This is a genomic window from Variovorax sp. 05L425 (assembly GCF_056397705.1).
In genome coordinates this window covers 1-24,414 of sequence record NZ_JBFTNY010000016.1, presented here as the reverse complement: position 1 = coordinate 24,414, position 24,414 = coordinate 1, and the positions used below count along the sequence as shown (strand labels likewise).

Below are 24,414 nucleotides of genomic sequence, written 5' to 3'. Positions count from 1 at the left end.
GGCGTAAGCTAGAAGAAGGTTCTACCTGTCGATCGTAAGACGCTCTTGTTTTGTTTTAGGAACAAGAAGCCGTTTTTGCGATTGAGGCAATTCTTGCGGCGGAGGACCGATCCGGAACCCATCGATATCGACTGCGGAGACCGTATGGATCTGAGAAGCGAACAGCTGGCTGACGGCGTCGAAAAAATCAGTCTCGTCGGCCGGATGGACAGCATCGGCGGGCATGACATCGATACGCGCTTTGCCGCGCTCGTGGCGACCCGGAAGCTTCTCGCCGTGGTCGACCTCTCCGAAGTGTCGTTTCTGGCTTCCATCGGCATTCGCACGCTGGTCATCAATGCGAGGGCCCAGTCCATGCGCGGTGGCGGCATGGCGCTGGCAAACCCTCAGCCCCTTGTTGCGGAGGTGCTCAAGATGGCAGGCATCGACACGATCATCCCGGTATACCCAGACGTCGACACAGCCTGCAGCGCGCTGATGGCGCTCGCCGAAAGCCGCTGATGTCCCCCAGCGACGGGGATCCAAGCGCATCCCTGATCGTCGGCAGCGAATTGCGCGAACTTTCGCGCGTGAGCGCCTGGATCCAGGATTGGGCAAAGAGTCAGCGACTTCCGGCAAAGGTCGCACAGAAGCTCGACCTCTGCTCGACCGAGGTGGTAACCAACATCATGAACTACGCGTGCAACGAACAGGCGCAGCGTATTCACCTGCACCTGGCCTGGCAAGGCGAAGACGTGGCCCTGGAGGTCGAGGACGAGGGCAGCGAGTTCGACCCTCGGCAGGTTCCGGAACCGGCCCGGGCCACCAACGTCCACGACGCGCGCGTCGGTGGCTGGGGCATCCCCATCGTTCGCCGCTTCTCCGACGACCTGCGCTACCGCCACGAAGACGGGCGCAACTGCCTGACGCTGCTCTTCCGAGCCGGAAAGCCACCATGACCGACCCCCTTGATTCCGGAGATTCGCATCACGACGCCGACGGCGTCGCCCTCTCAATCCACTACCGAGGAGATATTTCGATGGGAACTGCAGCCAAGAACTCACCAATGATCGATGCGCAAAGCGCACTGGCGGCCCAGGCGGCGCTCGCCACCCAGGGCAACGGCGCGGGCGAGGCGTCCGGCGTCGACAAGATGCGCGAATTGCTGTTCGGCAACCAGATGCAGGACTACGACAAGCGCTTTTCCATTCTCGAAGACCGCTTCCAGCAAAGGATGCGCGATCTGGAATCGGAGTCGTCCCGCAGCCTGACCAATCTCGAAACCACGATCAAGAAGCAGCTCGAATCGGTCGCCGGCCAGTTCCGCGAGGAAAAGGATCTGCGCGCCGACGCCGACAAGGAGCTGGAGCGCAGCTTGCGCGATCACACCCAGGCGCTGGAAAAGCGCCTGGCGCAGGTCTCGGACCAGCTGGCACGCCAGGAGCGCGACTTCACGGATCGCCTGAGCCATGAGGTCCAGGGCCTGCGCGAAGAGATGCGCAAGCGCCAGGACGACATGCGCGCGACGACCGAGCGGATGTTCGCCGAGCTCAGCAACGTCAAGACCGATCGCAATCTGCTCGCGGGACTGTTTGTCGAGATCGCCAAATGCCTGAACCAGGACGTATCGCCCAAGGGCAGCAACGGCAGCGAGCGCGGATGAGCGCCGGGACGGGTGCGCGGTGAACGCACGCCTGTCGCTGGCTCCGACGAGCACCCCCGGCAGCCCGGCCGATGAGGACCGGAGCCGGCGGCTGGCCGGACTTTTGCTGGAGCTGGCCCGTTGCGTCAACCCGGACGTGGCCGCGACGGTGCCGAGTTCCCTGGACCACGATCCGCGGTTGGAGGCCTTGCGCGGCGTGCTGCTCGAACGCGAGCAGGTGGCCCTGGCGAGACTGCAACAGAAATTCGACGATCCGCGCGAATTCGCCGATGCGGTGGGCGCGGTGCTGCCCGCCGCCTTCACGCTGGCGGCGGAGCAGGACGACCGCCTCGGCCAGGTGATCGCCCCCACGGTCGAACGCGCCACCCAGGCGTCGATCCGGAGGAACCCGGGCACGATGGTCGACATCCTCTACCCCGTCATGGGGCCGGCGATTCGCAAGGCCATCGCCGAGACCCTGGAGGGCACGCTCCAATCAGTCAACCAGGCGCTCAAGCACAGCCTGTCATGGCGCGGCCTCAAGTGGCGCATCGAGGCCTGGCGCACCGGCAGCACCTTCGGCGACGTGGTTCTCAAGCACACGGCCGTGTTCCGGGTCGAGCACCTTTTCCTCATCCATCGCAAGACCGGCCTGCTGCTTGCGCACGTCGCCAGGGACGATGCGACGACACGAGACCCGCAGTTGGTCTCGGCGATGCTCTCCGCGATTCAGGATTTCGTGCGCGATTCGTTCGACGAATCCGGCAGCGGCGGCACGAGCGGGCGCGGCATCGACAGCCTCCGGCTGGGCGACTTGTTGCTGTGGTGCGAAGAAGGCCCGTTGGCTTTCCTCGCCGCGGTGATCCACGGCAATCCGCCCGCCATGGTGCGTACCCGGATCGGGGAAACGCTGGGAGTCATCCACAGCGAATGGCGCAACGAACTCGAAGACTTCGAAGGCGACACCGACCCCTTCGAGGCCGCCGGAGAGCGCATGCGCCCCTGCCTGTTGTCCCAGACCTCGGAGACGCACAGGAAGTTTTCGCCGCTGCTCTGGATCATCCCCTTGGCACTGCTGCTGGCGCTGGGCTACTGGCTCGCGCAACGGATCATCGAGAGTCGCCGCGTCGATGCCTATGTTTCTGCGCTGCAGGATCAGCCGGGCATCGTCGTGACGGCCGCCGATCGCCGCGACGGAAAGTGGTTGGTGTCCGGACTCCGCGACCCGCTGGCCATGCCGCCGGAAGCGCTGCTGGAAAAGTCGCGTCTGGATCCCTCGCGCGTCGTCGGGCGGTGGGAGCCCTACCAGGCACTGCATCCGGCCATCATGCTGAAGCGGCTGCAGGCGACATTGAATCCGCCGCCGACGGTCAAGCTCACGCAGGATGCCGGCGGCATTCGCGCCACTGGCAGTGCCACCCAACAGTGGACAGACAAGGCACGCACCTACCTGCTGACCTTGCCCGCCGGCGCCCCGAAAGTCGATCTCAGCGCCCTCAAGGACGTGGAGGATCCAACCTACGTTCGCCTGCGCGACGCCATCCAGTCGCAGCTCATTCACTTCGATTTCGGCATGCCGCGACCTGCGGCAGACCAGGAGGGCAAGCTCGATGCCATCGCCAAGGACATGCGTGAATTGGTTCAGGTTGCCCGCGACTTGGGGTTCCCGGTGAAGGTCACCATCGTTGGCCATGCCGATGCCACAGGCAAGGACACCTCCAACCTCGCACTCAGCGTAGGCCGCGCGGAGGTCGTGCGTTCCATGCTGCGCGCGCGCGGGATCGATCAGGGCTTGCTCGCCGTGCGCGGCGCCGGCCCACTGGAACCCCTCCGGCCCGGCGCCAGCGAAGACGAGTTGTCGATGAATCGGCGCGTGTCCTTCGCCGTGACCACGGGCGAATAACCATGCTTCAAAAGAAGATCTGCCTGCTCGGAGCTTTCGGCGTCGGAAAGACCAGCCTGATACGCCGCTATGTCGACTCCATCTTCTCGGACGCCTACCTGACCACCGTCGGCGTGAAGATCGACAAGAAGGTATTGACCGTCGGCACGGAAGAGATCGCTCTCATCCTCTGGGACATCGCCGGCGAGGACGAGATCGCAGCCGTGCGCGTGAGCTACTTGCGCGGCGCCGCGGGCTATCTCCTCGTGGTGGACGGCACGCGGCCGGAGACGCTGGACACCGCGGAGTCCATCCAGAAGCGCATCACCGCGGAAATCGGCGCCGCGCCCTTCTTCGTGCTGCTCAACAAGGCGGACCTCGTGGAGGACTGGGCGCTCCCGCCGGAACGGATCGAGGTGCTGGAGGCGGCGGGCTGGATCTTTCGCCGTACCAGCGCCAAGACGGGCGATAGCGTCGAAGAGACCTTCGCGGCACTGGCGGCGCGGCTTGCGCGATAGTCATGCTGGACCTGCCGACACGGATCTCCGATTCGCTTCTGCTGCTGCTCCATTCGCAGCGCGTTCTGGCGCACTTTGTCGTGGATGGCTCGTTGAACCTGGTGCAGGCCGGCGGACACCTGGAACACTACGGGCTGGCTGATCTTCGGTCCGGTGGCTGTGCATCCGACCAGATCCCGTTCCTCGAAGGCTTGCTGCCGCTGGCGGAGACCCCGTTTCTCATTCGCTCCATGGAAATGCCCAGCGGGCGCGTGGCAGACGTTCATTTCTTCGCGGATGACAACACCGTCTGGATTCTTCTGCTCGACGTGACGGCGGAATACGAGGAGGCCCGGCGCGTGCAGCAGAAGGCCTATGACATGACTTTGCTCAGCCAGCGCGAAGCTCGCCTCATCGCACAGCTCGAATCGGCCAATGAAGAACTGACGCGGACCCATCGCGATCTCGCCGCATCCCGCGAAGACCTTCAACGCACCCACGACAGGCTGCAGCAGGAGTTGCGCGACGCCGAGCGCTACGTTCGCGCGATCCTGCCTGCGCCGCTGTCGGAGCCTTTGGTGGTCGACTGGCGCTTCGTTCCGTCGACCGAATTGGGCGGCGATTCGTTCGGCTACCACTGGGTCGATGACGAGCACTTCGCGCTCTACCTCATCGACGTCTGCGGCCACGGCGTGGGCTCCGCCCTCCTTTCCGTGGCGGTCGCCGACACGCTGCGCTCGGAGGCGCTTGCGCATATCGACTTTCGCAATCCCGGCGAGGTGCTCACGGCGCTCAATCTGGCCTACCAGATGGAAAGTCATGGCGAGCTGTTCTGCACCGTCTGGTACGGGGTCTACCATCGCAAGTCAGGCCGCCTGCGCTTCGCCTCTGCCGGACATCCGCCGGCCATCCTCGTGAGCGGACCTTGTGAAGCCCTTGGCGAGGGGAAACAACTCCAGGCATCGGGGCCTTGCGTTGGCATCTCCCCCACAGCCCGCTACCAGGAAGGAGAGTGCGTCTTGCAGTCCCCTGCACGGCTCTTCATCTTCAGCGACGGGACCTACGAAATCAGAAGGCCCGATGGGTCCATGCTGGAGTTCTCTGCGTTCACAGAGCTGCTCGCACGGCCGGTGCAGGACGGTCGGTCCGAGTTGGACAGCCTGCTGGACTACGCGCGGGATGCGCACGGGCCGGGTGTGCTCGAGGATGATTTCACGATCATCAAGATGGCGCTGTGAGGCCCGCGTCACGCGTCCTTGTCGCTCTCGCCCGGCTTCTTCCCCGTCCCTCGCAGCTGCACAAGGCGCTGAAGTGAATCGAACCAGAACGGCGCTCCGAACAACACCGACAGCCCGGTCAGCAACCAGCCCGCCATCTGTTGCCATGTCTTCGGCGTTTGCAGGTCGAACGCCTTGACGCTGTCGGTTGTCCAGCCGACGGGCAGCTTGGCCATGGAGTCGACAACCGACGTGAGCGATTGGCCGTCGACCTTTCCGCTTGCGGCAATCTGCGCGGTATAGGCTGGGCGAGCCCATATCGCGCTGAAGACGCCGACGCTGTCGATGTTCAGCGCCGCAGCCACAGCCAGGCCAATGACGACAGACACGACTTGCGTGCGGCGCTTGTAAGACCCCGCCACACGTTCCATGCCGGAGTCGAACCAGGTGGAGAGCTGCGCTTCGAGCACCGCACGCTCTCCGTTTGCGCGCCGATACATCCCCGCCAGCATGCCCCGGATCTGGGGATCGCCGACGCTGTCGATGGCAGTCGCGAGGTTCGAGCCATCCTTGCCCGCCGCGGCGGCGTTGGTCTGGATACTGTCCAGCAACGCCTGGGCAAAGTGCAAAGGGTCCATGTACGACGGCTTGGCCTTCAGGTCTTTCTCGCTCGTGATCGTCAAGGTGCCACGCGGATTGACCAGGGCGTGCCGATAGATCGACAGCGCCAGGGAATTGAATTGCTGGTCGTTCAGCAAGTCCTTGACGCCCTTCAGCAGCCCCTTGGCACGCAAGCCCAGCATCGAAGCGATGGCCTCGTTGATCTGGCTCGTTATCAGGCTGACGGATGCAAAGCAGAACACCAACCCAATGGCAACTTCCAGCACTGTGCTGTTGAACATGTCAGGCCTCCGCGAGCATCTTGGCCGAACGTAGCCGAGAACATCGATTCGCGCATCTACAGGAAGAACTACAGCTTTTGCGCCATCGCCGCGGAAGCGGCGGCCCGTTGACCCGCTCGATCGACAGGCACGTATCGGAGCAGGAACCGGGATCGCAAACTTGGACACCCCTGGGCGGCTGCGATTGATCGCAAGTCCTCTTCTGGACAAGCACAAGTTTGTGTCAACGGTGTGACAAACATGTAAAAGAAAGTATTATCCATGCGTTGCGTCCTTTCCCCTGGACGTGGGCACGCGGAGGACCTCGCACGTGAGCACCTTGCCAAAAGAAGAATTCGCCCCTGATTCGAAGCGCCACCCCTGGCTCACTGCATGGCTCCTGATCGCGCCCTTCGCGATCTGGCTGCTGCTGGACAAGACGGCCAAGTTCTCGCTGACGTTGATGGAGCCCCAGTTGCAAGGGATGCCACGCAACCAGACGCCGCGAGAGTTCCTGATGTGGATGTTTTTCTACGGCTGGTTTCGCCTGGCTTGCGCCTTCGTCGCAGCCTTTGTCCTTCAGAAGATCTTCTTTCGAAGGCGGCCAATGGCGCTGTGGCCCCTGTGGGCGCTGGTCTGGATCGGGATGGCGGCGTTTTTCGCCTGGTACCTTCCTGGCCGCACTTTCATGGGCCTTCTCATCGCCGGAACGACCGCAGCGATCCACCAGATCCTGGTGTACCTCGACTGCATGTGGCGCGAACTGGCGACGGCGTCGCTCCTGGCGCTGACGGTCGGCCTGCTGTTTCGCTTCCTGCCCGTTGCGCTCCACCGCGGACTCCGCTGGATCGTGATGGCGATCGTCGTCGTGCTGTGCATGCTGATGGGGGCCGATTTCGCCTACGAGGCGGCGATCGGGCAGCCGGCAAACGCGGCCGTGGTGCTTTTTGCGATAACGAGCTGGCAGGACATGATGCCGCTCGTCAAGTCGGAGGTCACGCCGACGCGCGTGCTCGCCATCCTGGGTGGTGGTGCATTTGCGGTCGCGTGGTTCTACTGGCTGAGCCGTCGAAAGGCGGGGAGTGGGGCGTCCCTTCGCCTGGATCGCCAGGCCTTGCTGGCCGCCGGAATCGGCTCGCTGGCCCTACTGATACCCCTCAACTCGACCGACTTGTCGCCGTTCGAACGGCACAGGGAAGGCACGGTCATCGCCTTCCTGAGATCGACGGCGTCGTCGGCCACGCGGGACGTGGCTCTGCGCGTCGAACAAGAATTCGATTCAGACGGGCAGCCGCCCTGGCACAGCATCGACATGACGCTGCAACCCACTGCCAAGACCCGGCAGGCTAACGTCGTGATCGTCATGCTCGAGTCGGTGCGCGCCATTTCCACGTCGGTTTACCAGCCCGACTTGCCGACGACGCCATTCCTGCGAAGACTGTCAAAGGACAGCCTGATGGTGGAAGACATGAGCGTCGTCTATCCGCGTACCAACGGCGCCTGGATGGCCATCCTGGGCGGCCAATACCCCCTGACCATCGAAGGCGTGACCCGCTGGACGGAGGAGAACAAACGCCAGCGTCGCATCCACGCGTTGCCGTCGCTGCTGGCCGCGCAAGGCTACTCGACGGCCTTCTTCACGCCGACGGATCTGAACTTCATCGACGAAATCGATGTCGTGCGCGCTCTGGAGTTCGAGCACATCGTCTCGGACCCCGAACTGAAAAAGGATGGGGGCAAGCGCGTCAACTACCTGGGCGGCGCGGACGAATCCATGATCGAACCGATCCTCGAGTGGTCGGCGGCGCAGCAGAAGGCCGGCCGGCCCTTCCTGACTGCGATCATGACCAACGTCGGGCATCACCCCTACATGACGCCCGAAACCTGGAAGAAGGTGCAGTTCCCTGGCGTCACCGACGAGCGGCTCAACGACTACTACAACTGCCTGCTGTACATCGACGGCTTCCTCGACAAGCTGATCCAGGGCTACGCGAGGCAGGGCCTGAGGGACAACACCATCTTCATCATCCTCGGCGATCACGGGCAGCCCATGGGCGGGCACGGTCTCAAGCAGGCCTACAACGGTCTCTACCAGGAAAGTGTCCAGATTCCCACGCTGATCTACGCGCCCGGGATGCCGGAACTCAAAGGTGTGATCAAAGGTGCGCGGCAGCAGATCGACGTGGTGCCCACCGTGCTCGAACTGCTTGGCTATGAAGGCCGGGGCGGACGGTTGCCCGGCGTCTCGCTGCTCGCGCCGCCGGACCAGGACCGCGAAGTTTTCATGTCCACCAGCATGGACGGCTCTGCGTTGGGGGCCCGGCAGGGCTCGCTGAAGTTCATCTATTACTACGACCGCACCCCGATGGAGGTCTTCGATCTGGCGACCGATCCTACGGAGTCGCGTCCGCTGGTCGTTCCGAACGAACAGCTCGCACTCATGAAGCGCAAGATGCTCGAGTGGAAGATCAAGAGCGAGCTGTCGATGCACGCGAAGCGCGAGCCAAACGCGACAACGGCCTCCGCATGGGAAAGGCGCTGACCGCCGCCGCAACAAAAGAGCCCGCTACCAATCTGGCAGCGGGCTCTTCAATAACTATGCAATTGAGTGGTAGGACGTACTGGATTCGAACCAGTGACCAACGGATTAAAAGTCCGCTGCTCTACCAACTGAGCTAACGTCCCCTACCGATTTCTCGCTTCTTCATTCCTTGCCGACGTCGAGTCCGGCAAAGCCCGAAATTATAGCGCGCCATTTTTGGCAATCCGGTCCAAAACCCAGCCTGCCGCACATTGACCGAACGTGGCGGTCACGCTCACCACCGAACCGTATCCGTGACAGTTGAGCGAGCCATCGCCCTCCACCGCGCACGAAGCATCGGGCGGTGCCACACTCTCGCGGCTGAACACGCAGGTCACGCCCATCTTGCGCCCTTCGCGCGGTGCGCTGTGCTCCTTGCGCAGTCGTTGGCGCAACTGCGCAAGCAACGGATCGTGAGTGACCAACGCCAGGTCATCGACATCGACCTTGTGCGCAAGGCGCTTGCCGCCGGCAGCGCCCACCGTGATGAAGCCAGTGCCGGTTTCACGCGCCCATGCCGCCATCGTCAGCTTCGCCCGAACCTGGTCACAAGCATCGATGACCGCGGTGGGTGATCCATTCGCGTCAATGGCCGTGGCGAGCAGCGACAGCCAATTGCCCGGCTCGACGAATTCGTCAATGGCCACAACTTCGCAGGACGGATTGATCTGCGCGATGCGTTCACGCATGGCCCCGACCTTGGCCTGTCCCACGGTGGCATCGAGCGCATGAATCTGGCGATTGATGTTGGATTCGGCGATGTGATCGAGATCGATCAACGTCAGCCGTCCCACGCCGCTGCGGGCCAGCGCCTCGACCGCCCACGAACCGACGCCGCCGATCCCGACGACCAGCACATGGGCCGATCGAATGGCGGCCGCGCCTGCGACTCCGTAGAGCCGCTCCAGCCCACCGAATCGGCGGGCCAGATCCGCGTCGTCGGCGGTGACGACATGAGAAGGCATGGTGCTCAACAAGCTAGCGCAGGCGCGAAAGCCGCTCGCGCCCGGCCTGTGCAGCTTCGGACTGCGGGTAGGCCTTGGTCAGATCTTCCAGCGTCTTTTTCGCCGCACGCGTGTCCTTCAATTCGATCTGGCAGTTCGCGATCGACAGCACGGCCTCGGGTGCCTTCGCATGATCAGGCGCCAATGTGAGCATTGACCTGAAATTGGCGATCGCCTCGTTGTAGTTGCGTGTCGCGTACTGCGCATTGCCGAGCCAGAACAGCGCGGATGCGTTGTAGCCGCTCTGCGGATAGCGTTTGACGAAATCGGCGAACGCCGTTTGCGCCTGTGCGAACTGGCCGGCCCTGAAGACGCCCAACGCCGCGTCGAAGTCGGCCTTCTCCTTGGGATCGGCATTGAACTCGCGTCCATCGATCGACACCTTTGAAGGCTCGTTCTTCTTGAGCTGGTTGTCGACTTCGGTCTGCCGCTGCTGCATCTCGGTGAGGGTGCGCGTCAGTTGCTCGTTCTGGCCGGTCATGCGTTGGAGATCGCCGCGCATCTGCTCGATCTGGTTCTGCAGATCGAGCAAGCTGCGTCGCAACTGCGCGTTCTCGTCGGCGCCCTGCGTACGCATGGTCTCGACGCGCTGGCGCAGATCGAGAATCGCGCGCCGTGCCTCGTCGTCCTCGAAAAGCGCGGCCTGTGCGCCCAGGGAGGCGCACAACAAGGCAACTGCGAGGGCCGCCCCTCGCAAGGAAACACGGGGCATCATCAACGGTAGGTGATTTCGGCGCGGCGGTTTTGCGCCCACACGTCCTCACCCGAGCCTTGCACTGCCGGCTTTTCCTTGCCGAAGCTCACGGCTTCGATCTGGCTGTCGTTGACGCCGAGCAGGGTCAGCGAGCGACGAACCGCTTCCGAGCGCTTCTGTCCCAGCGCAAGGTTGTATTCGCGGCCGCCTCGCTCGTCGGTGTGCCCTTCGATGGAGATATGACGCTGCGGATTCGCCTTCAGGAAGCGGGCGTGTCCGTCGATCAGCGACTGGAACTCGGGCTTGACCGTGTAGCTGTCGAAGTCGAAATAGATGATCCGCGCGACACCGACCGGGCCCTGCGCGGTTTGTGCATTGGGGTCGATGGTGACCGGCGCAACGCCGCTGGCCGCACCGCCCGAGCCTTGGCCGCCGCGATCAACCACAGGTGTGTCGTTGAGCTTGGTGCCCGACGAGCAACCGGCGATCAGCGCCACGATGGCCAACGAATAAATCGTACGTTTCAACATTTCGAACTCCTCAAGTTAATCATTGCTTTTGAAACGGACCCCAGTCCGGTTCGCGGATGTCTCCCGCCTGTCCCGCCAGGCGTGCTTTTATTTTTCCGTCCAGCGTCGTCGTCATGAGCGCCTCGCGGCCTTGGAGCTTGGTGGCGTAGACGATCAACTTGCTGTTTGGAGCAAAACTCGGACGCTCGTCGGCGGTGGTGTCGGTGATGGCCTGCACATTGCCGCTCGCCAACTCCATCACATGGAGTTTGAAGCCACCATTGACGCGCGAGATGTAGGCCAACCACCGGCCGTCGCCGCTGATGGCTGGAGAGATGTTGTAGGTGCCGGTGAAGGTGACCCGTGTCGGGTTGCCGCCACTGGCACCCATCTTGTAGATCTGCGGCGCACCGCCGCGGTCGCTCACGAAGTAGATGGTGCCGCCATCTGCCGAGTAGAACGGCTCGGTGTCGATGCTGTTGCTCTGCGTGAGCCGGCGCGGCTCGCCGCCACTGGAAGAGATGGTGTAGAGCTGCGAGCCGCCATCGCGGCTCAAGGTGACGGCCAGCGTGCTGCCGTCGGGCGCCCAGGCCGGCGCGCTGTTCGAGCCGCGGAAGTTGGCGACAAGTCGGCGCTGGCCGCTCGCGACGTTGTGCACGTAGACCACGGGCTTGCGCGACTCGAAGGACACGTACGCGAGCTGCGTCCCGTTGGAAGACCAGCGGGGTGAAATGATCGGTTCGGGGCTTGCGAGTGCCGCCTGTGCGTTTTCGCCGTCGGCATCGGCGACCCAGAGGCTGTAGCGGCTGCCGGCCTTGGTGACATAGGCGATGCGCGTGGAGAAGATGCCCTTTTCACCGGTCAGCTTTTCGTAGACGTAGTCGGCGATCCGGTGCGACGCGAGGCGCAGGTCGCCCTGCGGCACGGTGTAGCTCTGACCACCGAGGTCCTGGCCTCGAACCACGTCCCAGAGGCGGAAGCGAACGTCGTAGCGTCCATCCGCAAGACGGGTCACGCTGCCGACGACCAGCGAATCGGCCGTGCGCTGACGCCACAGGCTGAGGTCGGGCCGCGAGGTTTCGTCGAGCGACTGGCCCGATGCATCGACGCCGCGGAACTGCCCGCTGCGCTCGAGGTCGGCCTGAACGATCGTGGAGATCTTTTGCGGCGAGGCGTCTTCACCCTTGAAAGGGGCAAGCGCGATCGGCAGCTGCGTCAACCCGACCCCCGAGACTTCAACCCGAAACTGGGCGAGCGCGGGGATCATGGGGGAGGCAGCGAGAGCCGCAATCAAGGCGCGGCGAGCGAGGAACGATGAAGAAGGGGTTGGGGGAAAGTCTTGCAACTGCTTTTTCATGCGGTTCGGAGAGGTTTCCGAGGAATAAGTTTCTTGTCTCGGACTTGACGAGGCCACATGGTACACATTGCGATGCCCGTAGCGTCACAAAACGTGTATGACCCGGCGCGGTCCTACAGGAAAGCGCGAACGTAGAATGCGCCGCCATGCAGCCCTCCCCCGCCGCCGAAGTCGCGCGCCCCCCCTTGATGCGCCGACTCGCGCGACTGATGGCCTGGTTCGGCGGTTCGCGCCGCTGGTGGGCCCTCGGATTCTTTACAGCCCTGATTGCCGCGCTCACCGAGCCCCTGATGCCCGCCTTGGTCAAGCCGCTGCTCGACCGTGGTTTCACACGTGGCCAGTTGGCTCTTTGGATCGTGCCGGTGTGCATGATCCTTCTCTTCGCGGTCCGCGGGCTGGCGCAGTTCATTTCGCAATACGCACTCGCGCGCATCGCCAATGAAGGCATGCAGCGGCTTCGGCGCATGCTGTTCGAGAAGCTGCTGGCGGCCGAGCTCGCGCTGTTCTCGCGGCAATCCGCCAGCACCTTGTCAAACACCGTCGTGTACGAGGTCCAGACCGGCGGCATGCTGTTGGTGCAGGCCTTGCTGGGCCTGTCGCGCGACGGACTGACGCTGATCGCGCTGCTGTTCTATTTGCTTTATCTGAACTGGAAGCTCACGCTGATCGTCGGCGTGCTCGTGCCGGGCGTCGGCTGGATCATGAAGGTCCTGTCGAAGCGCCTCTACCATCTGACGCGGCTCGGCCAGATCGCGACTGACGAACTCGCCTACGTCGTCGAGGAAAACGTGCTGGCTCATCGCGTCGTGCGTCTGCACAACGCCCAGGCCAGCCAGACGGACCGCTTCGAGCGCCTGAGCCACAGCCTCAACCGGCTGGCGGTGAAATCGACCATTGCGTCAGCTGCCATGACGCCGCTGACGCAACTGCTTGCCGCCGTTGCACTGTCGGTGGTGGTCGTGATCGCCCTTTGGCAAAGCAATGAACAAGGCCTGACCGTCGGCGGTTTCGTCGCCTACATCGCCGCCATGCTGATGCTGATCGCGCCGATCCGGCGGCTTGCCGACATGGCGAATCCGATCACTCGCGGGCTCGCGGCACTTGAGCGCGGCCTCGAACTGGTAGATACCGTGGGTGCCGAACCGCAAGGTCGTTTCGAAGTGCGCCGCGCCGAAGGACGAATCGAGCTTCGCAAGGCGCGTGTGACCTATCGCGGAGACGACGAATCGAGGGCGCTCGATGATGTCGATCTCACCATCGAGCCGGGTGAGGTCGTGGCTTTCGTCGGTCCTTCAGGGTCCGGCAAGACGACGCTGGTGAATCTTCTGCCGCGCTTCGTGCTGCCGAGCGGCGGCAAGGTGCTTCTCGATGGACACGACGTCGCAGAGTGGCAGCTCAAGAGCCTGCGTACACAGTTCGCAATGGTGAGCCAGGACGTCGTCATGCTGAATGACAGCCTCGCGGCCAACGTGGCCCTCGGCGCCGAGATCGATCGCGACCGGATCAGCGACTGCGTGGCCGCTGCAAACCTGACGGTGCACGTCGAGAGCCTGCCGAACGGCATCGACACCGTGCTGGGCCACAACGCGACGCAGTTGTCCGGCGGCCAGAGACAGCGACTCGCCATTGCTCGGGCGCTCTACAAGGATGCGCCCATCCTGCTGCTCGATGAAGCCACGTCAGCGCTCGACACGGAATCAGAGCGCTCGGTGCAGGAGGCCCTCCAACGCCTGATGCAAGGCCGCACGACCCTCATCGTGGCCCACCGTCTCTCGACGATCCAGCACGCCGATCGCATCGTCGTGATGGACCATGGCCGCATCGCCGAACAAGGCAGCCACGCCCAGCTGATGGCGCTGGACGGCCTCTATGCCCGCCTCCAAAACTTGGCCGTCCGAGGCGCAAAACCCGGCCAAGACCCGACCATCTGACCACAGCGCACAGCGCAATCCCAGAAACACCGCGGAACCGGCTTTGCCGGGCCGCCGGTGTTGCCCCTGGTAGGGGGTGGGCGGCTACACGAAGTGAGCCAACCTGGGGGCGAGCCTAAAGAAGCACGATGTCGTATTGGCCTTGCCCCATTTGGGGTTCGGCTTGCAATGAGATGGGTTTGCCGATGAAGTCGCTCAGCCCGGCGAGGTGCTGGCTTTCCTCGTCGAGGAACAGTTCGATCACCTGGGGCGAGGACACGATCCGGAATTCGCGCGGCGTGAACTGTCGCGCCTCCCGCAGGATCTCACGCAGAACGTCGTAGGCCACGCTGCGCGCCGTCTTCACGATGCCCTGCCCGCTGCAGGCAATGCATGGCTCGCAAAGCATGTGTGCCAGCGACTCGCGGGTGCGCTTGCGCGTCATCTCCACGAGCCCGAGTTGCGAGAATCCACCGGCCGTGGTCTTGACCCTGTCGCGCGCAAGCTGCTTGCGGAATTCGGCCAGCACCTGTTCGCGATGATCGTCGCGCGCCATGTCGATGAAGTCGACGATGATGATCCCGCCCAGATTGCGCAGACGAAGCTGACGCGCGATGGCCTGCGCGGCTTCGAGATTGGTCTTGAAAATCGTGTCGTCGAAATTGCGCGCCCCGACAAAGCCGCCGGTGTTCACATCGACGGTGGTCAGCGCCTCGGTCTGGTCGACCACCAGGTACCCGCCCGACTTGAGTTCGACACGCCGCCCCAGCGCCTTGGCGATTTCCTCGTCGATCGAATAGAGATCGAAGATCGGCCGCTCGCCCTTGTAGAGCTGCAGCTTGCCCGCCGCCTGCGGCATGAATTCAAGACCGAACTTGAGCAGCACGTCGAACTGCTCGCGCGAATCGATGCGGATCGTCTGCGTGTCTTCGCTGGTCATGTCGCGCAGCACACGCTGCAGCAGGCTCAGGTCCTGGTGCAACAACGACATGGGCGGCATGCGCACCGACAGTTCGCGAATGCGCGACCAGGTCTTGCGCAAGTAGGCAATGTCTTCGGCCAACTCGGCGTCGCTCGAATCCTCGCCATTGGTGCGCAAGATGAAGCCGCCGGTGTTCGCGGGAACCACGCCGCCGCCGTCGGCCGCTGCGGCCGCCTCGATCAGCACCTGCATCCGGCTGCGCAGCGCATCACGAAGGTCGGGCGGGATCTTCTGCGAAACACCGACGTGGTTGTCCTGCGGCAGAAAGACCAGCAGTCGACCAGCGATGCTGATCTGCGTGGACAGCCGTGCACCCTTCGTGCCGATCGGATCCTTGATCACCTGAACCAGCAGCGATTGCCCCTCGAACACCTGCTTTTCGATCGGAACCATCACGGCGGCATTGCGATGGTCGCGCTCCGGCGATGCCGTGCTGGCACGTGAGCCCGGGGTGAACGGTGAAAGGATGTCCGCAACGTGCAGGAAAGCGGTCCGGTCCAGCCCGATATCGATGAAGGCCGACTGCATGCCCGGCAGCACCCGCGACACCTTGCCCAGGTAGATATTGCCGACCAGCCCCCGCTCCAGCGTTCGTTCCAGGTGGAGTTCCTGGACAGCGCCGTGCTCGACCACGGCGACGCGCGTCTCTTGCGGGGACCAGTTGATCAGGATGTCTTGCATCGGTTGTGAGGTCTAAAGCCTGAAGCCAGCCTGGCGCAGCAGCCGGGCGGTCTCGAACATCGGGAGGCCCATGATGCCCGAATGCGAGCCGCTGATGTGTTCGATGAATGCTGCCGCCCTGCCCTGGATGGCATAGGCGCCCGCCTTCCCCATCGGCTCGCCGCTGGCGACGTACGCCGCGATCTGCGTCGGATCGATCGCCGCGAAGCGCACATGGGACACATTGAGGAGCGCCTGGCGTTCGGCACCGTGTTGAAGCGCGATGGCGGTCATCACGCGGTGGGTACGGCCGGACAGCATGGCGAGCATGCGCTCGGCATCGGGCTCGTCTTCCGGTTTGCCCAAGATCGTGCGTCCCAGCGCGACCGTGGTGTCGGCGCACAGGATCGGCGCGCCAGGAAGTGCCAGACGCTCGTGCCGCCGGACGGCCGCATCGAGCTTGAGCGCCGTGACCCGCTGTACGTAGGCCGTGGGCGATTCGCCGAGCTGCACGGCCTCCAGCGCCTCCGCGTCCTCTTCGGGGCCCGCGAGAAGCAGTTCATGACGAACACCCAATTGCCCGAGCAGTTGCGCGCGTCGCGGGCTCTGCGAAGCGAGGTAGATGAAACCGGGGTTCATGCCAGTCGGCTCATTCGCGGTGATAAGGATGACCCGCGTTGACCGACCAGGCACGATAGAGCTGCTCGACCAGCAGCACCCGCGCCATCGCGTGCGGAAGTGTCAGGTCGGAAAGCCGGATCCGCTCATGCGCGGCGGCCTTGAAGGCGGGGTCCAGTCCGTCGGGACCGCCGATGACCAATGCGACATCGTCGCCCTCGCCCTGCCAGGCTTGCAGCCGGGCAGCGAGCGCTTTCGTGGTGAGAGAGGTCCCGCGCTCGTCCAGAACAACGATACGCATGCCATTGGCGATGGCCCCCTCGATCCTCTCGCGCTCCGCAGCGTAGAGCGTTTCCAGGGTCTTGGAACCGCGAGGCTCCGTCTTGACCGCCCGGAGTTCGAGCTTCAGCTCAGGCGGAAAGCGCTTGGCATAGTCGTCCCAGGCGGTCTGCGCCCAGTCGGGCATGCGCTGCCCGACTGCGACCACCAGCAGTTTCATGACCTGGAGGCAGCGGTCTTGCGCGCAACCTTCTTGGCTGCCGGTGCGGTCTTCCTCGCAGGCGCTTTCGCGGCGGCCTTCTTGGCAGGCTTGGAAGGCGCCTTGTTCACGACCACGGTCTTGACGACCGGCTTGGGTGCCGCTTTCTTCGCTGCAACCTTCTTGGCCGCGGGCTTCTGCTTGGCGGCTTGCTCGGCAGCGCGGATCGCTGTCTTGGCTGCGCTCGAACGGCGCAGCGAGGTGTTCTTCGCGGCAGGCGCCTTCTCTTCGTACTCGGAGGCCCTGACCGCCGTGGGCTTCGTCGCACCCAGCTTGGTGCGCACGGGCTTGTCACCCCAGATTTCCTCGAGGTGGTAGTACTGGCGGATGGCCGGCTGCATGATGTGCGCGACCGCCGCGCCGCAATCCACGATGATCCATTCGCCGTTGGCTTCACCTTCGACCCGCGGCTTGTGGAAACCGGCCTCGCGCACAGCGTCGAGCACGCTCGCGGCGAGCGCCTTGGTCTGACGGTTGGAGGTTCCGGAAGCGACGATCACGCGCTCGAACAGTGGAGACAGATGCTCGGTATCGAAAACCTGGATGTCCTGCGCCTTGACGTCCTCTAGGCCATCGATGATGGCTCGCTGGAGTTTCTGGGTGTCTTTTTTGGCGGCGGCTTCAGTTCTCATCAGGCGGATCGGTAGAGATGGTGTTGTTCAATATAGCGTGCAACCGCCGGCGGAACCAGTTCGTACAGGCCCTCACCATGCGCGGCGCGCGCCCGAATGTCGGTCGCGCTGATGTCCATTGGCGGGAGTTCGAGCTTTTCGAATCGCGCGCCGGCTGGAAGGGATGGCAGTTTCGAAGGATCGAATTCGCCAGAAGAGCCCGTGGATATTGCGCGATATGCTACGGAAATTATAGCGGTCGAAAGAATGTCCTCCCAACCGTGCCAGCGGGGAAGCGACAGAGCCTGGTCCGCACCCATGATCAGCACGAGTTGCGCGGCCGGATGTTCTTGTTGCAATTCGCGCAGGGTATCGAGTGTGTAGGTGGGCCCGGGGCGGTTGATTTCGCGAGGATCGACCTCAGCGTTTGCAAGTCCGGCGAAGGCAAGCCGCGACATGGAGAGTCGATGCTTGGCTGCACTCAGCGTGCGCTCCTTGTGCCAGGCCTGCCCTGTCGGAAAGATCCGCAGTTCGGCCAGATCGAGTTGCGCAAGTGCCGCTTGCACCAGCGCAACGTGCGCCTCGTGGGGCGGATCGAAGGCGCCGCCGAAGACGCCGATCCGCGGTTTCATCAGAGCCATTTCAGAGCCATTCGCGCCGCACGATGAAGTCGCTGTAGAGCGCCGCCTCCGCGCTTCCGGGCTCGGGCTGCTGGCGATAGGCCCAGCTGGCGAGCGGCGGCATGGAGAGCAGGATCGATTCGGTGCGTCCGCCGGATTGCAGGCCGAAATGCGTGCCCCGGTCCCACACGAGGTTGAACTCCACGTAGCGACCGCGGCGGTAGAGCTGGAATTCGCGTTCGCGCTCACCGTAGGGTGTGTCGCGGCGGCGCTCGACGATCGGCATGTAGGCCGGCACGAAGGCATCGCCGACCGAACGCAGCATGGCAAAGCTTTGCGCGAATCCGAGTTCGGAGAAGTCGTCGAAGAAGATGCCGCCAATGCCGCGCTGCTCGTTGCGATGCTTCAAGAAGAAATAGTCGTCGCACCAAGTCTTGAAGCGCGGGTATTTGTCCTCGCCGAAAGGTGCGAGCGCATCGCGGCAAGTCCGGTGGAAGTGGACGGCATCTTCCTCAAAGCCGTAGTACGGCGTGAGATCCATGCCGCCGCCGAACCAGCACACGGGTGATGCATCGGCCGGCAGCGCAGCCAGCATCCGAACGTTCATGTGCACTGTCGGCACGTATGGATTGCGCGGGTGGAACACCAGCGACACACCCATGGCTTTGAAAGGCGCGCCAGCAAGCTCAGGCCGGTGCTGCGTCGCGGAAGGCGGCAGCTTCGAGCCCCGTACTTGCGAAAAGCCGCAACCCGCGCGCTCGAACAACACACCGCCTTCGAGGATGCAGGTCAGTCCGCTGCCCTGCAAGACTTCGCCGGGATCCTTGTGCCATTCGTCGCGAACGCAACGGCCACCGTCGGCCGCCTCGACGGCCGCGACGATGTTCTTCTGCAAGCCGCGAAGGTAGTCGCCGACTTCCGCCGGCTCGACGCCTGGCGGGGTTTGCATCAAGATTGCGAACCGCGCGCGTGCACGGCGCGGTGCCCGATGTCCTTGCGGTACTGCACGCCATCGAACTGGACGCGTGCCGCGACCGCATAGGCGCGCTGCTGCGCCTGCTTGACGCTGTCGGCCAGCACGGTCACGCAAAGCACGCGCCCGCCGCTGGTCGTGAGTTCGCTGCCTTCGAGCGTGGTGCCTGCGTGGAAGACCACGGCATCGGGCGATTCGGGCGGAATCCCGGTGATGCGATCACCCTTGCGCGGCGAGAGCGGGTACCCATGTGCCGCCAGCACGACGCCGAGCGCCACGCGGCGATCCCAATCCAGCTCGACCTGATCGAGCGTGCTGTCGGTCGCGTGCCAGAAGACTTCGAACAGGTCGGACTTGAGCCGCAACATGATGGGTTGCGTCTCGGGGTCGCCCATGCGGCAATTGAATTCGAGCGTCTTGGGGTGACCCGCAGCATCGATCATGAGACCGGCGTACAGGAAGCCGGTGTACGGAATACCGTCCTTTTCCATGCCTCGGATTGTCGGCAGGATGATTTCGCGCATGGCGCGCGCATGCACCTCGGCGGTCACGACCGGCGCGGGCGAATAGGCGCCCATGCCGCCGGTGTTCGGTCCCTCGTCGCCGTCGAGCAGTCGCTTGTGGTCCTGGCTGGTGGCGAGCGCCGTCACGTTCTTGCCGTCGCACAGGACGATGAAGCTGGCTTCTTCGCCCTGGAGAAATTCCTCGATGACGACCCGGGCGCCGCCTTCGTTGTGCGAGACGCCGAACTTGTTGTCGAGCAGCATGAAGTCGATGGCTTCGTGCGCCTCCGCCAGCGTGGTGGCAACGACGACACCCTTGCCGGCCGCGAGCCCGTCGGCCTTGATCACGATCGGCGCGCCCTTGGCGTCCACATAGGCGTGCGCAGCGGCGGCATCGGTGAAGGCTTCGTACTCGGCGGTCGGGATGCCGTGTCGCTTCATGAACGACTTCGAGAAGGCCTTGGAACTCTCCAACTGCGCGGCGGCCTTGGTCGGCCCGAAGATGCGCAGGCCATGCGCGCGAAATTCGTCGACCACGCCTGCCGCCAGCGGCGCCTCAGGCCCGACGACGGTCAGCGAAATCTTTTCCTGCTGCGCCCACGCGCGCAGCGCCGCGGGCTCCGAGATATCGACGCACTCGTAGCGCGCATCGGTGCGCGTACCACCATTGCCCGGCGCAACGTAGACCTTGCTCACGCGTTGCGACTGCGCCAGCCGCCATGCCAGCGCATGCTCGCGGCCCCCTCCCCCGATCACCAGTACCTTCATTCGCGGGCCTTCGTTCGCGCGTCCATCATTCGGACAACGCAGCGTTGTGATAGACATCCTGCACGTCGTCCAGGTCTTCCAGGACGTCGAGCAGCTTTTGCATCTTCGCGGCGTCTTCACCGGCGAGGTCGATGGTGTTTTCGGCGCGCATCGTGACCTCGGCCACTTCGGGCTTGAGGCCGGCCGCCTCGAGGGCGTTCTTGACGGCCTCGAAATCGCCGACAGCCGTGAGCACCTCGATGGCGCCGTCGTCGTCGGTGATCACGTCTTCGGCGCCAGCCTCGAGCGCCACTTCCATGACCTTGTCTTCGCTGGTACCCGGCGCGAACACGAACTGCCCGCAGTGCTTGAACTGGAAGGCCACCGAGCCTTCGGTGCCCATGTTGCCGCCGTGCTTGGCAAAGGCATGACGCACTTCGGCGACGGTACGGACGCGGTTGTCCGTCATGGTGTCGACGATGATGGCCGCGCCGCCGATGCCGTAGCCCTCGTAGCGGATTTCCTCGTAGTTGACGCCTTCGAGGTTGCCCGTGGCCTTGTCGATGTTGCGCTTGACGGTGTCGGCCGGCAGATTCACCGCCTTGGCCTTTTCGACCGCCAGCCGGAGCCGTGGATTGGCGCCGAGGTCGCCGCCGCCCGTGCGCGCGGCCACCATGATTTCACGGATGGCGCGGGTCCAGAGCTTTCCTCGCTTCTCGTCCTGCCGGCCCTTCCGATGCTGAATATTTGCCCATTTGCTGTGTCCGGCCATGGCTCAATCTCTCGCTATCCTGAGTTTTCAAAAGCAAGGAGCGAGTTTACTGTCCGGCGCGGGCCGCGACCGGCGCAATGTGACAGGCGGTGAAGCGGGCGTCGATGCCTTTTTGGGATAATCCCGCGCTGATGCGCCATCCGCCTTCCTCGGCATCTTCTTCTTTGGATCACCCAGCCACCGCGCATGAACATTCCTACCATTGTCGAGGCCAAGTGACAGCAAGAGTACCTTTCGGGGCGCCGCCCCTGCGCGTCGAGCGTCTTTCCTTGCCTGAGAGCCTGGCCCTTGCCGCCAGCGGGCGTTCACCCTTCGGTGCGCTTGGCTACGGAACCCCCGATGGGCTCCCGTGGATGCCGACCGTGAATGCACGCGTGCTGTCGGCGCGTGGCGCCATGGCGGACGTCTGGCACGCCAGCGAACACATCGAATCCGGAACGACCGGCGTCGTGCGCTGGCGCTGCGACGGGCACTGGATGCTCGGCGCGATCGACCTTGACGAAGCCGTCGAAAAGCAGGGGCTGGCCACGCTCGCCCAGCGGGCTTATCACGATCTTTTCCGGTCGCTGGAGCAAACAGGCAGCGCGCACCTGCTGCGCATCTGGAACTACCTCCCGCAGATCAATGGCGACGGCGGCGGTCTCGAACGCTACCGGCAGTTCAACCTCGGGCGGCAAGAGGCGTTCGTCGAAGCGGGCCACGCTGCGTTCGAAGGGGCACCGGCGGCCTGTGCGCTCGGCATCCATCAAGGTGCGCTCTGCATCCGATTCCTCGCCGGGCGCACGGCACCGTTGCCGATCGAGAACCCGCGGCAGGTCTCGGCCTACCGCTATCCGCCGACCTACGGGCCGCGCGCACCCACCTTCTCGCGCGCCGCCATTGCGGAGATCGGCGGCGGCGAAGTCGCGCTCTTCATCTCCGGAACGGCCAGCATCGTCGGGCACGAGACCGTGCACATCGGCGAAGTCCTGGCCCAGACGCAGGAAACACTGCGCAACCTGGACGCGGTGATCGCCGCGGCCAATGAGCGTACGACCGCCAGGTTCGACCTCTCCGCGCTGGATTGCGTGGTGTATGTCCGCCACGTGGCCGACGCGCCGATCGTGCGGCGGGTGCTCGAAGAGAAGCTCGGCGCGGACGCGCACACGGTCAGCCACGCGGTCTACCTCGAAGCCGATATCTGCCGCCAGGATCTTCTGGTGGAAATCGAAGCCCATGCCGTTGCCAGCGGCAGCTTGCGCGCTTGACGACGCGCCTCTTGCGATGAACCGGCCGCTTCGTCAGGCGCTCTCGATCCCGCTCGCGTTGCCGCTCTACATCCTGCTCGCCTTGCTGGGGAGCATTTCCCTCGTCTGGAACCTGATTGCGATGCTGCTCTACCCGGTGCTGCCCCTGGAAACTGGGCGCACACTGGGCCGAACGGTCATCGCGCGCGCCTACCGCTTCTTCTGGGCCGCGGCGTCCTTCAGCGGCATGATGCGCATCGACGCCAGTTGCCTCGACGCCTTGCGCGACGAACGCGGCCTGATCTTCGTGGCCAACCATCCCACCATGCTCGATGCCCTGCTGTTGGTGGCAAGGCTGCCGCGCAGTGCCTGCATCATGAAAGCCGACCTGATGCGGAACATCTTTCTCGGTGCCGGTGCACGACTGGCGCGCTACATCCGCAACGACTCAGCCCGCACGATGGTGCGTCTGGCCGTCGAAGACCTCAGGAACGGCGGGCAGTTGGTGATCTTCCCCGAGGGCACGCGGACCGTGACGCCGCCCCTGAATGCCTTCAGGCCCGGCGTCACGCTGATCGCCAAGCTGGCGCAGGCACCGATCCAGACCGTTTTCATCGACACAGATTCGCCCTACCTGGCCAAGGGGTGGCCGCTGTGGCGCGTACCGCCCTTGCCCATCGTTTTCACGCTACGGTTGGGACAACGCTTCGCGCCCTCCCAGGACAGCGATGCGCTGCTGCAGCAAATCGAACAATACTTCCGCCAATCCATGGAACAGCGCGCTCCCCACGCGCAGCCCGCATGCCAGACGTCTCGCGCACCCACCTTGTCCTGATCCCCAGCTACAACACGGGCGAACGCCTGTTCTCGACGGTCAACGCGGCACGTGCTCAATGGAATCCGGTGTGGGTGGTGGTTGACGGCAGCACCGACGGCACCGCCGAACGCATTCAGCAGATGGCAGCGTCCGATCCGGGATTGCGGGTCTGGGTACTGCCGCACAACCAGGGCAAGGGTGCCGCTGTGCTGCACGGCCTGCGTGCCGCCCAGGAGGCTGGCTACACGCATGCACTCACGATGGATTCCGATGGGCAGCATCCGACGGACCTGATCCCGGCTTTCATGAAAGCGTCACAGGCTCGGCCCGAGACGATGGTGCTCGGCCGCCCCGTCTTCGATGCGAGCGCGCCGCTGTTGCGGGTGCGCGGCCGGCGCGTCTCGAACAGTTGGACCCAGCTTGAAACCCTGTTCGCAGGCGTCGGTGATTCGCTCTATGGGTTTCGGGTCTATCCAGTCGCCGACCTGATCGCCACGATGGCCCGCCAACCATGGATGCGTCGCTTCGACTTCGACACTGAAGCGGTCGTGCGACTGGCCTGGCGCGGGGTCAAGCCGGTCAACATCGATGCGCCGGTGAAGTACCTGACGGCTGAAGAAGGCGGGGTTTCGCACTTTCGCTATGTGCGCGACAACCTGCTGCTCACCTGGATGCATGCGCGGCTGATGGTGGAATTTGTGCTGCGGTTGCCGGGGTTGCTGTTTCGCAAGTTGCGAGGGGCTCCGCCGTTTCAGGCTTGAATTCGAGGGGTTGGGGTTGGGGTGGCGGAGGCGGGCGGTGTGCGCTGGGCCGGCCGACGTCACCGGCCGCTTCGCGGCTGCCCTGCGCTGCTCGCGGTACGCGGGGTCCGCGCGAAACTCGCTTCGCTCAAACACGCGCAGCCCTGATCCGCGTACCGCTGCGCTGCTCGGCGGTGCCTCAACGGCCGCCCCAACGCACACCGCCCGCCTCCGCGGAGAGGGTCGGGGTAGTTTGTCCGCCTCCGTCGCTGTGATGAACTCGCAGGCCATGTGCGTTCGAGACGCACGCATCCGTCGCACACCCTCGGAGCCCGGTATGCGGTGCGGGCTGTGCGACCCTTCTGCGCCGCCGAAGCGCGCAGCCTCAGGCGGATCAGGGCCGCGTGTGTCTGAGCGCAGCGAGTTTCACGCGGACMCCGCCTGAGGCGAGCAC

General features: G+C 64.2%; 24 protein-coding genes and 1 tRNA gene. 11 read left to right on the top strand and 14 right to left on the bottom strand.

Annotated features, from left to right (window positions below; all coding sequences use genetic code 11):
- Positions 1 to 144: 144 nt before the first annotated feature.
- From AC1DN9_RS18890 to AC1DN9_RS18865, 6 genes are all read left to right on the top strand, one after another.
- Positions 145 to 501 carry an STAS domain-containing protein gene (locus AC1DN9_RS18890; protein ID WP_478102853.1) on the top strand — a complete coding sequence of 119 codons (357 nt, stop codon included), beginning with the start codon at positions 145 to 147 and terminating at the stop codon, positions 499 to 501.
- Positions 501 to 938 carry an ATP-binding protein gene (locus AC1DN9_RS18885; protein WP_478102851.1) on the top strand — a complete coding sequence of 146 codons (438 nt, stop codon included), beginning with the start codon at positions 501 to 503 and terminating at the stop codon, positions 936 to 938. The genes AC1DN9_RS18890 and AC1DN9_RS18885 overlap by 1 nt, the downstream gene beginning before the upstream one ends.
- Before the next feature lie 80 nt (positions 939 to 1,018).
- The gene (locus AC1DN9_RS18880; protein ID WP_478102849.1) at positions 1,019 to 1,642 is read left to right on the top strand and encodes a hypothetical protein; all 624 of its coding nucleotides are present in this window, start codon (positions 1,019 to 1,021) and stop codon (positions 1,640 to 1,642) included.
- A gap of 19 nt (positions 1,643 to 1,661) precedes the next feature.
- Positions 1,662 to 3,524 (top strand): OmpA family protein, encoded by a 1,863-nt coding sequence (locus tag AC1DN9_RS18875; RefSeq protein ID WP_478102847.1) that lies wholly within the window; start codon positions 1,662 to 1,664, stop codon positions 3,522 to 3,524.
- Between the two features lie 2 nt (positions 3,525 to 3,526).
- The gene (locus AC1DN9_RS18870; RefSeq protein WP_478102845.1) at positions 3,527 to 4,021 is read left to right on the top strand and encodes a Rab family GTPase; all 495 of its coding nucleotides are present in this window, start codon (positions 3,527 to 3,529) and stop codon (positions 4,019 to 4,021) included.
- A gap of 2 nt (positions 4,022 to 4,023) precedes the next feature.
- Entirely contained in the window at positions 4,024 to 5,238 is a 1,215-nt protein-coding gene (locus AC1DN9_RS18865; protein WP_478102843.1) for a PP2C family protein-serine/threonine phosphatase, read from the top strand.
- 8 nt (positions 5,239 to 5,246) lie between these two features.
- Here AC1DN9_RS18865 and AC1DN9_RS18860 read toward each other — a convergent pair whose 3' ends face one another.
- Positions 5,247 to 6,119, bottom strand: a complete 873-nt coding sequence (locus tag AC1DN9_RS18860) for a hypothetical protein (RefSeq protein ID WP_478102841.1) — start codon at positions 6,117 to 6,119, stop codon at positions 5,247 to 5,249.
- A 310-nt stretch (positions 6,120 to 6,429) separates the two neighbouring features.
- Between AC1DN9_RS18860 and AC1DN9_RS18855 the strand changes: the two genes are divergently transcribed.
- Positions 6,430 to 8,640 carry an LTA synthase family protein gene (locus AC1DN9_RS18855; RefSeq protein WP_478102839.1) on the top strand — a complete coding sequence of 737 codons (2,211 nt, stop codon included), beginning with the start codon at positions 6,430 to 6,432 and terminating at the stop codon, positions 8,638 to 8,640.
- 67 nt (positions 8,641 to 8,707) lie between these two features.
- On the opposite strand, the gene AC1DN9_RS18850 is transcribed toward AC1DN9_RS18855, so the two are convergent.
- The 5 genes from AC1DN9_RS18850 to tolB form a co-directional block, all read right to left on the bottom strand.
- Positions 8,708 to 8,783 (bottom strand) — tRNA-Lys (locus tag AC1DN9_RS18850).
- 57 nt (positions 8,784 to 8,840) lie between these two features.
- Complete coding sequence (locus AC1DN9_RS18845) at positions 8,841 to 9,644, bottom strand: tRNA threonylcarbamoyladenosine dehydratase (protein WP_478102838.1); 804 nt, start codon at positions 9,642 to 9,644, stop codon at positions 8,841 to 8,843.
- A gap of 13 nt (positions 9,645 to 9,657) precedes the next feature.
- Positions 9,658 to 10,395, bottom strand: a complete 738-nt coding sequence (ybgF, locus tag AC1DN9_RS18840) for a tol-pal system protein YbgF (RefSeq protein WP_478102836.1) — start codon at positions 10,393 to 10,395, stop codon at positions 9,658 to 9,660.
- 2 nt (positions 10,396 to 10,397) lie between these two features.
- Positions 10,398 to 10,907: a peptidoglycan-associated lipoprotein Pal gene (gene pal / locus AC1DN9_RS18835; RefSeq protein ID WP_478102834.1), complete on the bottom strand. Its 510-nt coding sequence runs from the start codon at positions 10,905 to 10,907 to the stop codon at positions 10,398 to 10,400.
- Between the two features lie 19 nt (positions 10,908 to 10,926).
- A complete protein-coding gene (gene tolB, locus AC1DN9_RS18830) occupies positions 10,927 to 12,153 on the bottom strand; it encodes a Tol-Pal system beta propeller repeat protein TolB (protein ID WP_478102832.1) in 1,227 nt (408 codons plus the stop codon).
- Positions 12,154 to 12,389: 236 nt separating this feature from the next.
- Between tolB and msbA the strand changes: the two genes are divergently transcribed.
- On the top strand, positions 12,390 to 14,174 hold the full coding sequence (msbA, locus tag AC1DN9_RS18825; protein ID WP_478102831.1) for a lipid A export permease/ATP-binding protein MsbA: 1,785 nt from the start codon (positions 12,390 to 12,392) through the stop codon (positions 14,172 to 14,174).
- Between the two features lie 115 nt (positions 14,175 to 14,289).
- On the opposite strand, the gene rng is transcribed toward msbA, so the two are convergent.
- From rng to AC1DN9_RS18785, 8 genes are read right to left on the bottom strand one after another with little or no spacing between them, the layout of a single operon-like run.
- On the bottom strand, positions 14,290 to 15,816 hold the full coding sequence (rng, locus tag AC1DN9_RS18820; protein WP_478102829.1) for a ribonuclease G: 1,527 nt from the start codon (positions 15,814 to 15,816) through the stop codon (positions 14,290 to 14,292).
- 12 nt (positions 15,817 to 15,828) lie between these two features.
- Positions 15,829 to 16,434 carry a Maf family protein gene (locus tag AC1DN9_RS18815; RefSeq protein ID WP_478102828.1) on the bottom strand — a complete coding sequence of 202 codons (606 nt, stop codon included), beginning with the start codon at positions 16,432 to 16,434 and terminating at the stop codon, positions 15,829 to 15,831.
- A gap of 10 nt (positions 16,435 to 16,444) precedes the next feature.
- Positions 16,445 to 16,912, bottom strand: coding sequence for a 23S rRNA (pseudouridine(1915)-N(3))-methyltransferase RlmH (gene rlmH, locus AC1DN9_RS18810; RefSeq protein ID WP_478102827.1), 468 nt, complete (start codon positions 16,910 to 16,912; stop codon positions 16,445 to 16,447).
- Positions 16,909 to 17,583: a ribosome silencing factor gene (rsfS, locus tag AC1DN9_RS18805; protein WP_478102826.1), complete on the bottom strand. Its 675-nt coding sequence runs from the start codon at positions 17,581 to 17,583 to the stop codon at positions 16,909 to 16,911. The genes rlmH and rsfS overlap by 4 nt, the downstream gene beginning before the upstream one ends.
- Positions 17,583 to 18,203, bottom strand: coding sequence for a nicotinate (nicotinamide) nucleotide adenylyltransferase (gene nadD / locus AC1DN9_RS18800; RefSeq protein ID WP_478102825.1), 621 nt, complete (start codon positions 18,201 to 18,203; stop codon positions 17,583 to 17,585). Before nadD ends, rsfS begins: the two co-directional genes overlap by 1 nt.
- 1 nt (position 18,204) lies before the next feature.
- Positions 18,205 to 19,131, bottom strand: a complete 927-nt coding sequence (hemF, locus tag AC1DN9_RS18795) for an oxygen-dependent coproporphyrinogen oxidase (protein ID WP_478102823.1) — start codon at positions 19,129 to 19,131, stop codon at positions 18,205 to 18,207.
- Complete coding sequence (gene purD / locus AC1DN9_RS18790; protein ID WP_478102821.1) at positions 19,131 to 20,426, bottom strand: phosphoribosylamine--glycine ligase; 1,296 nt, start codon at positions 20,424 to 20,426, stop codon at positions 19,131 to 19,133. Before purD ends, hemF begins: the two co-directional genes overlap by 1 nt.
- Before the next feature lie 25 nt (positions 20,427 to 20,451).
- Positions 20,452 to 21,177 carry a YebC/PmpR family DNA-binding transcriptional regulator gene (locus AC1DN9_RS18785; protein ID WP_478102820.1) on the bottom strand — a complete coding sequence of 242 codons (726 nt, stop codon included), beginning with the start codon at positions 21,175 to 21,177 and terminating at the stop codon, positions 20,452 to 20,454.
- 215 nt (positions 21,178 to 21,392) lie between these two features.
- Between AC1DN9_RS18785 and AC1DN9_RS18780 the strand changes: the two genes are divergently transcribed.
- Genes AC1DN9_RS18780 through AC1DN9_RS18770 form a run of 3 tightly spaced genes read left to right on the top strand, consistent with a single transcriptional unit; the run spans position 21,393 to position 23,981 of the window.
- The gene (locus tag AC1DN9_RS18780; protein WP_478102818.1) at positions 21,393 to 22,424 is read left to right on the top strand and encodes a chorismate transformation FkbO/Hyg5 family protein; all 1,032 of its coding nucleotides are present in this window, start codon (positions 21,393 to 21,395) and stop codon (positions 22,422 to 22,424) included.
- Positions 22,425 to 22,440: 16 nt separating this feature from the next.
- Positions 22,441 to 23,238: a lysophospholipid acyltransferase family protein gene (locus AC1DN9_RS18775; RefSeq protein ID WP_478102816.1), complete on the top strand. Its 798-nt coding sequence runs from the start codon at positions 22,441 to 22,443 to the stop codon at positions 23,236 to 23,238.
- A complete protein-coding gene (locus tag AC1DN9_RS18770; protein ID WP_478102814.1) occupies positions 23,205 to 23,981 on the top strand; it encodes a glycosyltransferase family 2 protein in 777 nt (258 codons plus the stop codon). Before AC1DN9_RS18775 ends, AC1DN9_RS18770 begins: the two co-directional genes overlap by 34 nt.
- The last annotated feature ends 433 nt before the right edge of the window (positions 23,982 to 24,414 follow it).

What these genes read in the sequence shown, in the direction of transcription:
- AC1DN9_RS18890 (WP_478102853.1), top strand. Translation starts at nt 145, where the DNA reads ATGGATCTGAGAAGCGAACAGCTGGCTGACGGCGTCGAAAAAATCAGT.
- AC1DN9_RS18885 (WP_478102851.1), top strand. Translation starts at nt 501, where the DNA reads ATGTCCCCCAGCGACGGGGATCCAAGCGCATCCCTGATCGTCGGCAGC.
- AC1DN9_RS18880 (WP_478102849.1), top strand. Translation starts at nt 1,019, where the DNA reads ATGGGAACTGCAGCCAAGAACTCACCAATGATCGATGCGCAAAGCGCA.
- AC1DN9_RS18870 (WP_478102845.1), top strand. Translation starts at nt 3,527, where the DNA reads ATGCTTCAAAAGAAGATCTGCCTGCTCGGAGCTTTCGGCGTCGGAAAG.
- AC1DN9_RS18865 (WP_478102843.1), top strand. Translation starts at nt 4,024, where the DNA reads ATGCTGGACCTGCCGACACGGATCTCCGATTCGCTTCTGCTGCTGCTC.
- AC1DN9_RS18860 (WP_478102841.1), bottom strand. Translation starts at nt 6,119, where the DNA reads ATGTTCAACAGCACAGTGCTGGAAGTTGCCATTGGGTTGGTGTTCTGC.
- AC1DN9_RS18845 (WP_478102838.1), bottom strand. Translation starts at nt 9,644, where the DNA reads ATGCCTTCTCATGTCGTCACCGCCGACGACGCGGATCTGGCCCGCCGA.
- ybgF (WP_478102836.1), bottom strand. Translation starts at nt 10,395, where the DNA reads ATGCCCCGTGTTTCCTTGCGAGGGGCGGCCCTCGCAGTTGCCTTGTTG.
- pal (WP_478102834.1), bottom strand. Translation starts at nt 10,907, where the DNA reads ATGTTGAAACGTACGATTTATTCGTTGGCCATCGTGGCGCTGATCGCC.
- tolB (WP_478102832.1), bottom strand. Translation starts at nt 12,153, where the DNA reads ATGATCCCCGCGCTCGCCCAGTTTCGGGTTGAAGTCTCGGGGGTCGGG.
- msbA (WP_478102831.1), top strand. Translation starts at nt 12,390, where the DNA reads ATGCAGCCCTCCCCCGCCGCCGAAGTCGCGCGCCCCCCCTTGATGCGC.
- rng (WP_478102829.1), bottom strand. Translation starts at nt 15,816, where the DNA reads ATGCAAGACATCCTGATCAACTGGTCCCCGCAAGAGACGCGCGTCGCC.
- AC1DN9_RS18815 (WP_478102828.1), bottom strand. Translation starts at nt 16,434, where the DNA reads ATGAACCCCGGTTTCATCTACCTCGCTTCGCAGAGCCCGCGACGCGCG.
- rlmH (WP_478102827.1), bottom strand. Translation starts at nt 16,912, where the DNA reads ATGAAACTGCTGGTGGTCGCAGTCGGGCAGCGCATGCCCGACTGGGCG.
- rsfS (WP_478102826.1), bottom strand. Translation starts at nt 17,583, where the DNA reads ATGAGAACTGAAGCCGCCGCCAAAAAAGACACCCAGAAACTCCAGCGA.
- nadD (WP_478102825.1), bottom strand. Translation starts at nt 18,203, where the DNA reads ATGGCTCTGATGAAACCGCGGATCGGCGTCTTCGGCGGCGCCTTCGAT.
- hemF (WP_478102823.1), bottom strand. Translation starts at nt 19,131, where the DNA reads ATGCAAACCCCGCCAGGCGTCGAGCCGGCGGAAGTCGGCGACTACCTT.
- purD (WP_478102821.1), bottom strand. Translation starts at nt 20,426, where the DNA reads ATGAAGGTACTGGTGATCGGGGGAGGGGGCCGCGAGCATGCGCTGGCA.
- AC1DN9_RS18785 (WP_478102820.1), bottom strand. Translation starts at nt 21,177, where the DNA reads ATGGCCGGACACAGCAAATGGGCAAATATTCAGCATCGGAAGGGCCGG.
- AC1DN9_RS18775 (WP_478102816.1), top strand. Translation starts at nt 22,441, where the DNA reads ATGAACCGGCCGCTTCGTCAGGCGCTCTCGATCCCGCTCGCGTTGCCG.
- AC1DN9_RS18770 (WP_478102814.1), top strand. Translation starts at nt 23,205, where the DNA reads ATGCCAGACGTCTCGCGCACCCACCTTGTCCTGATCCCCAGCTACAAC.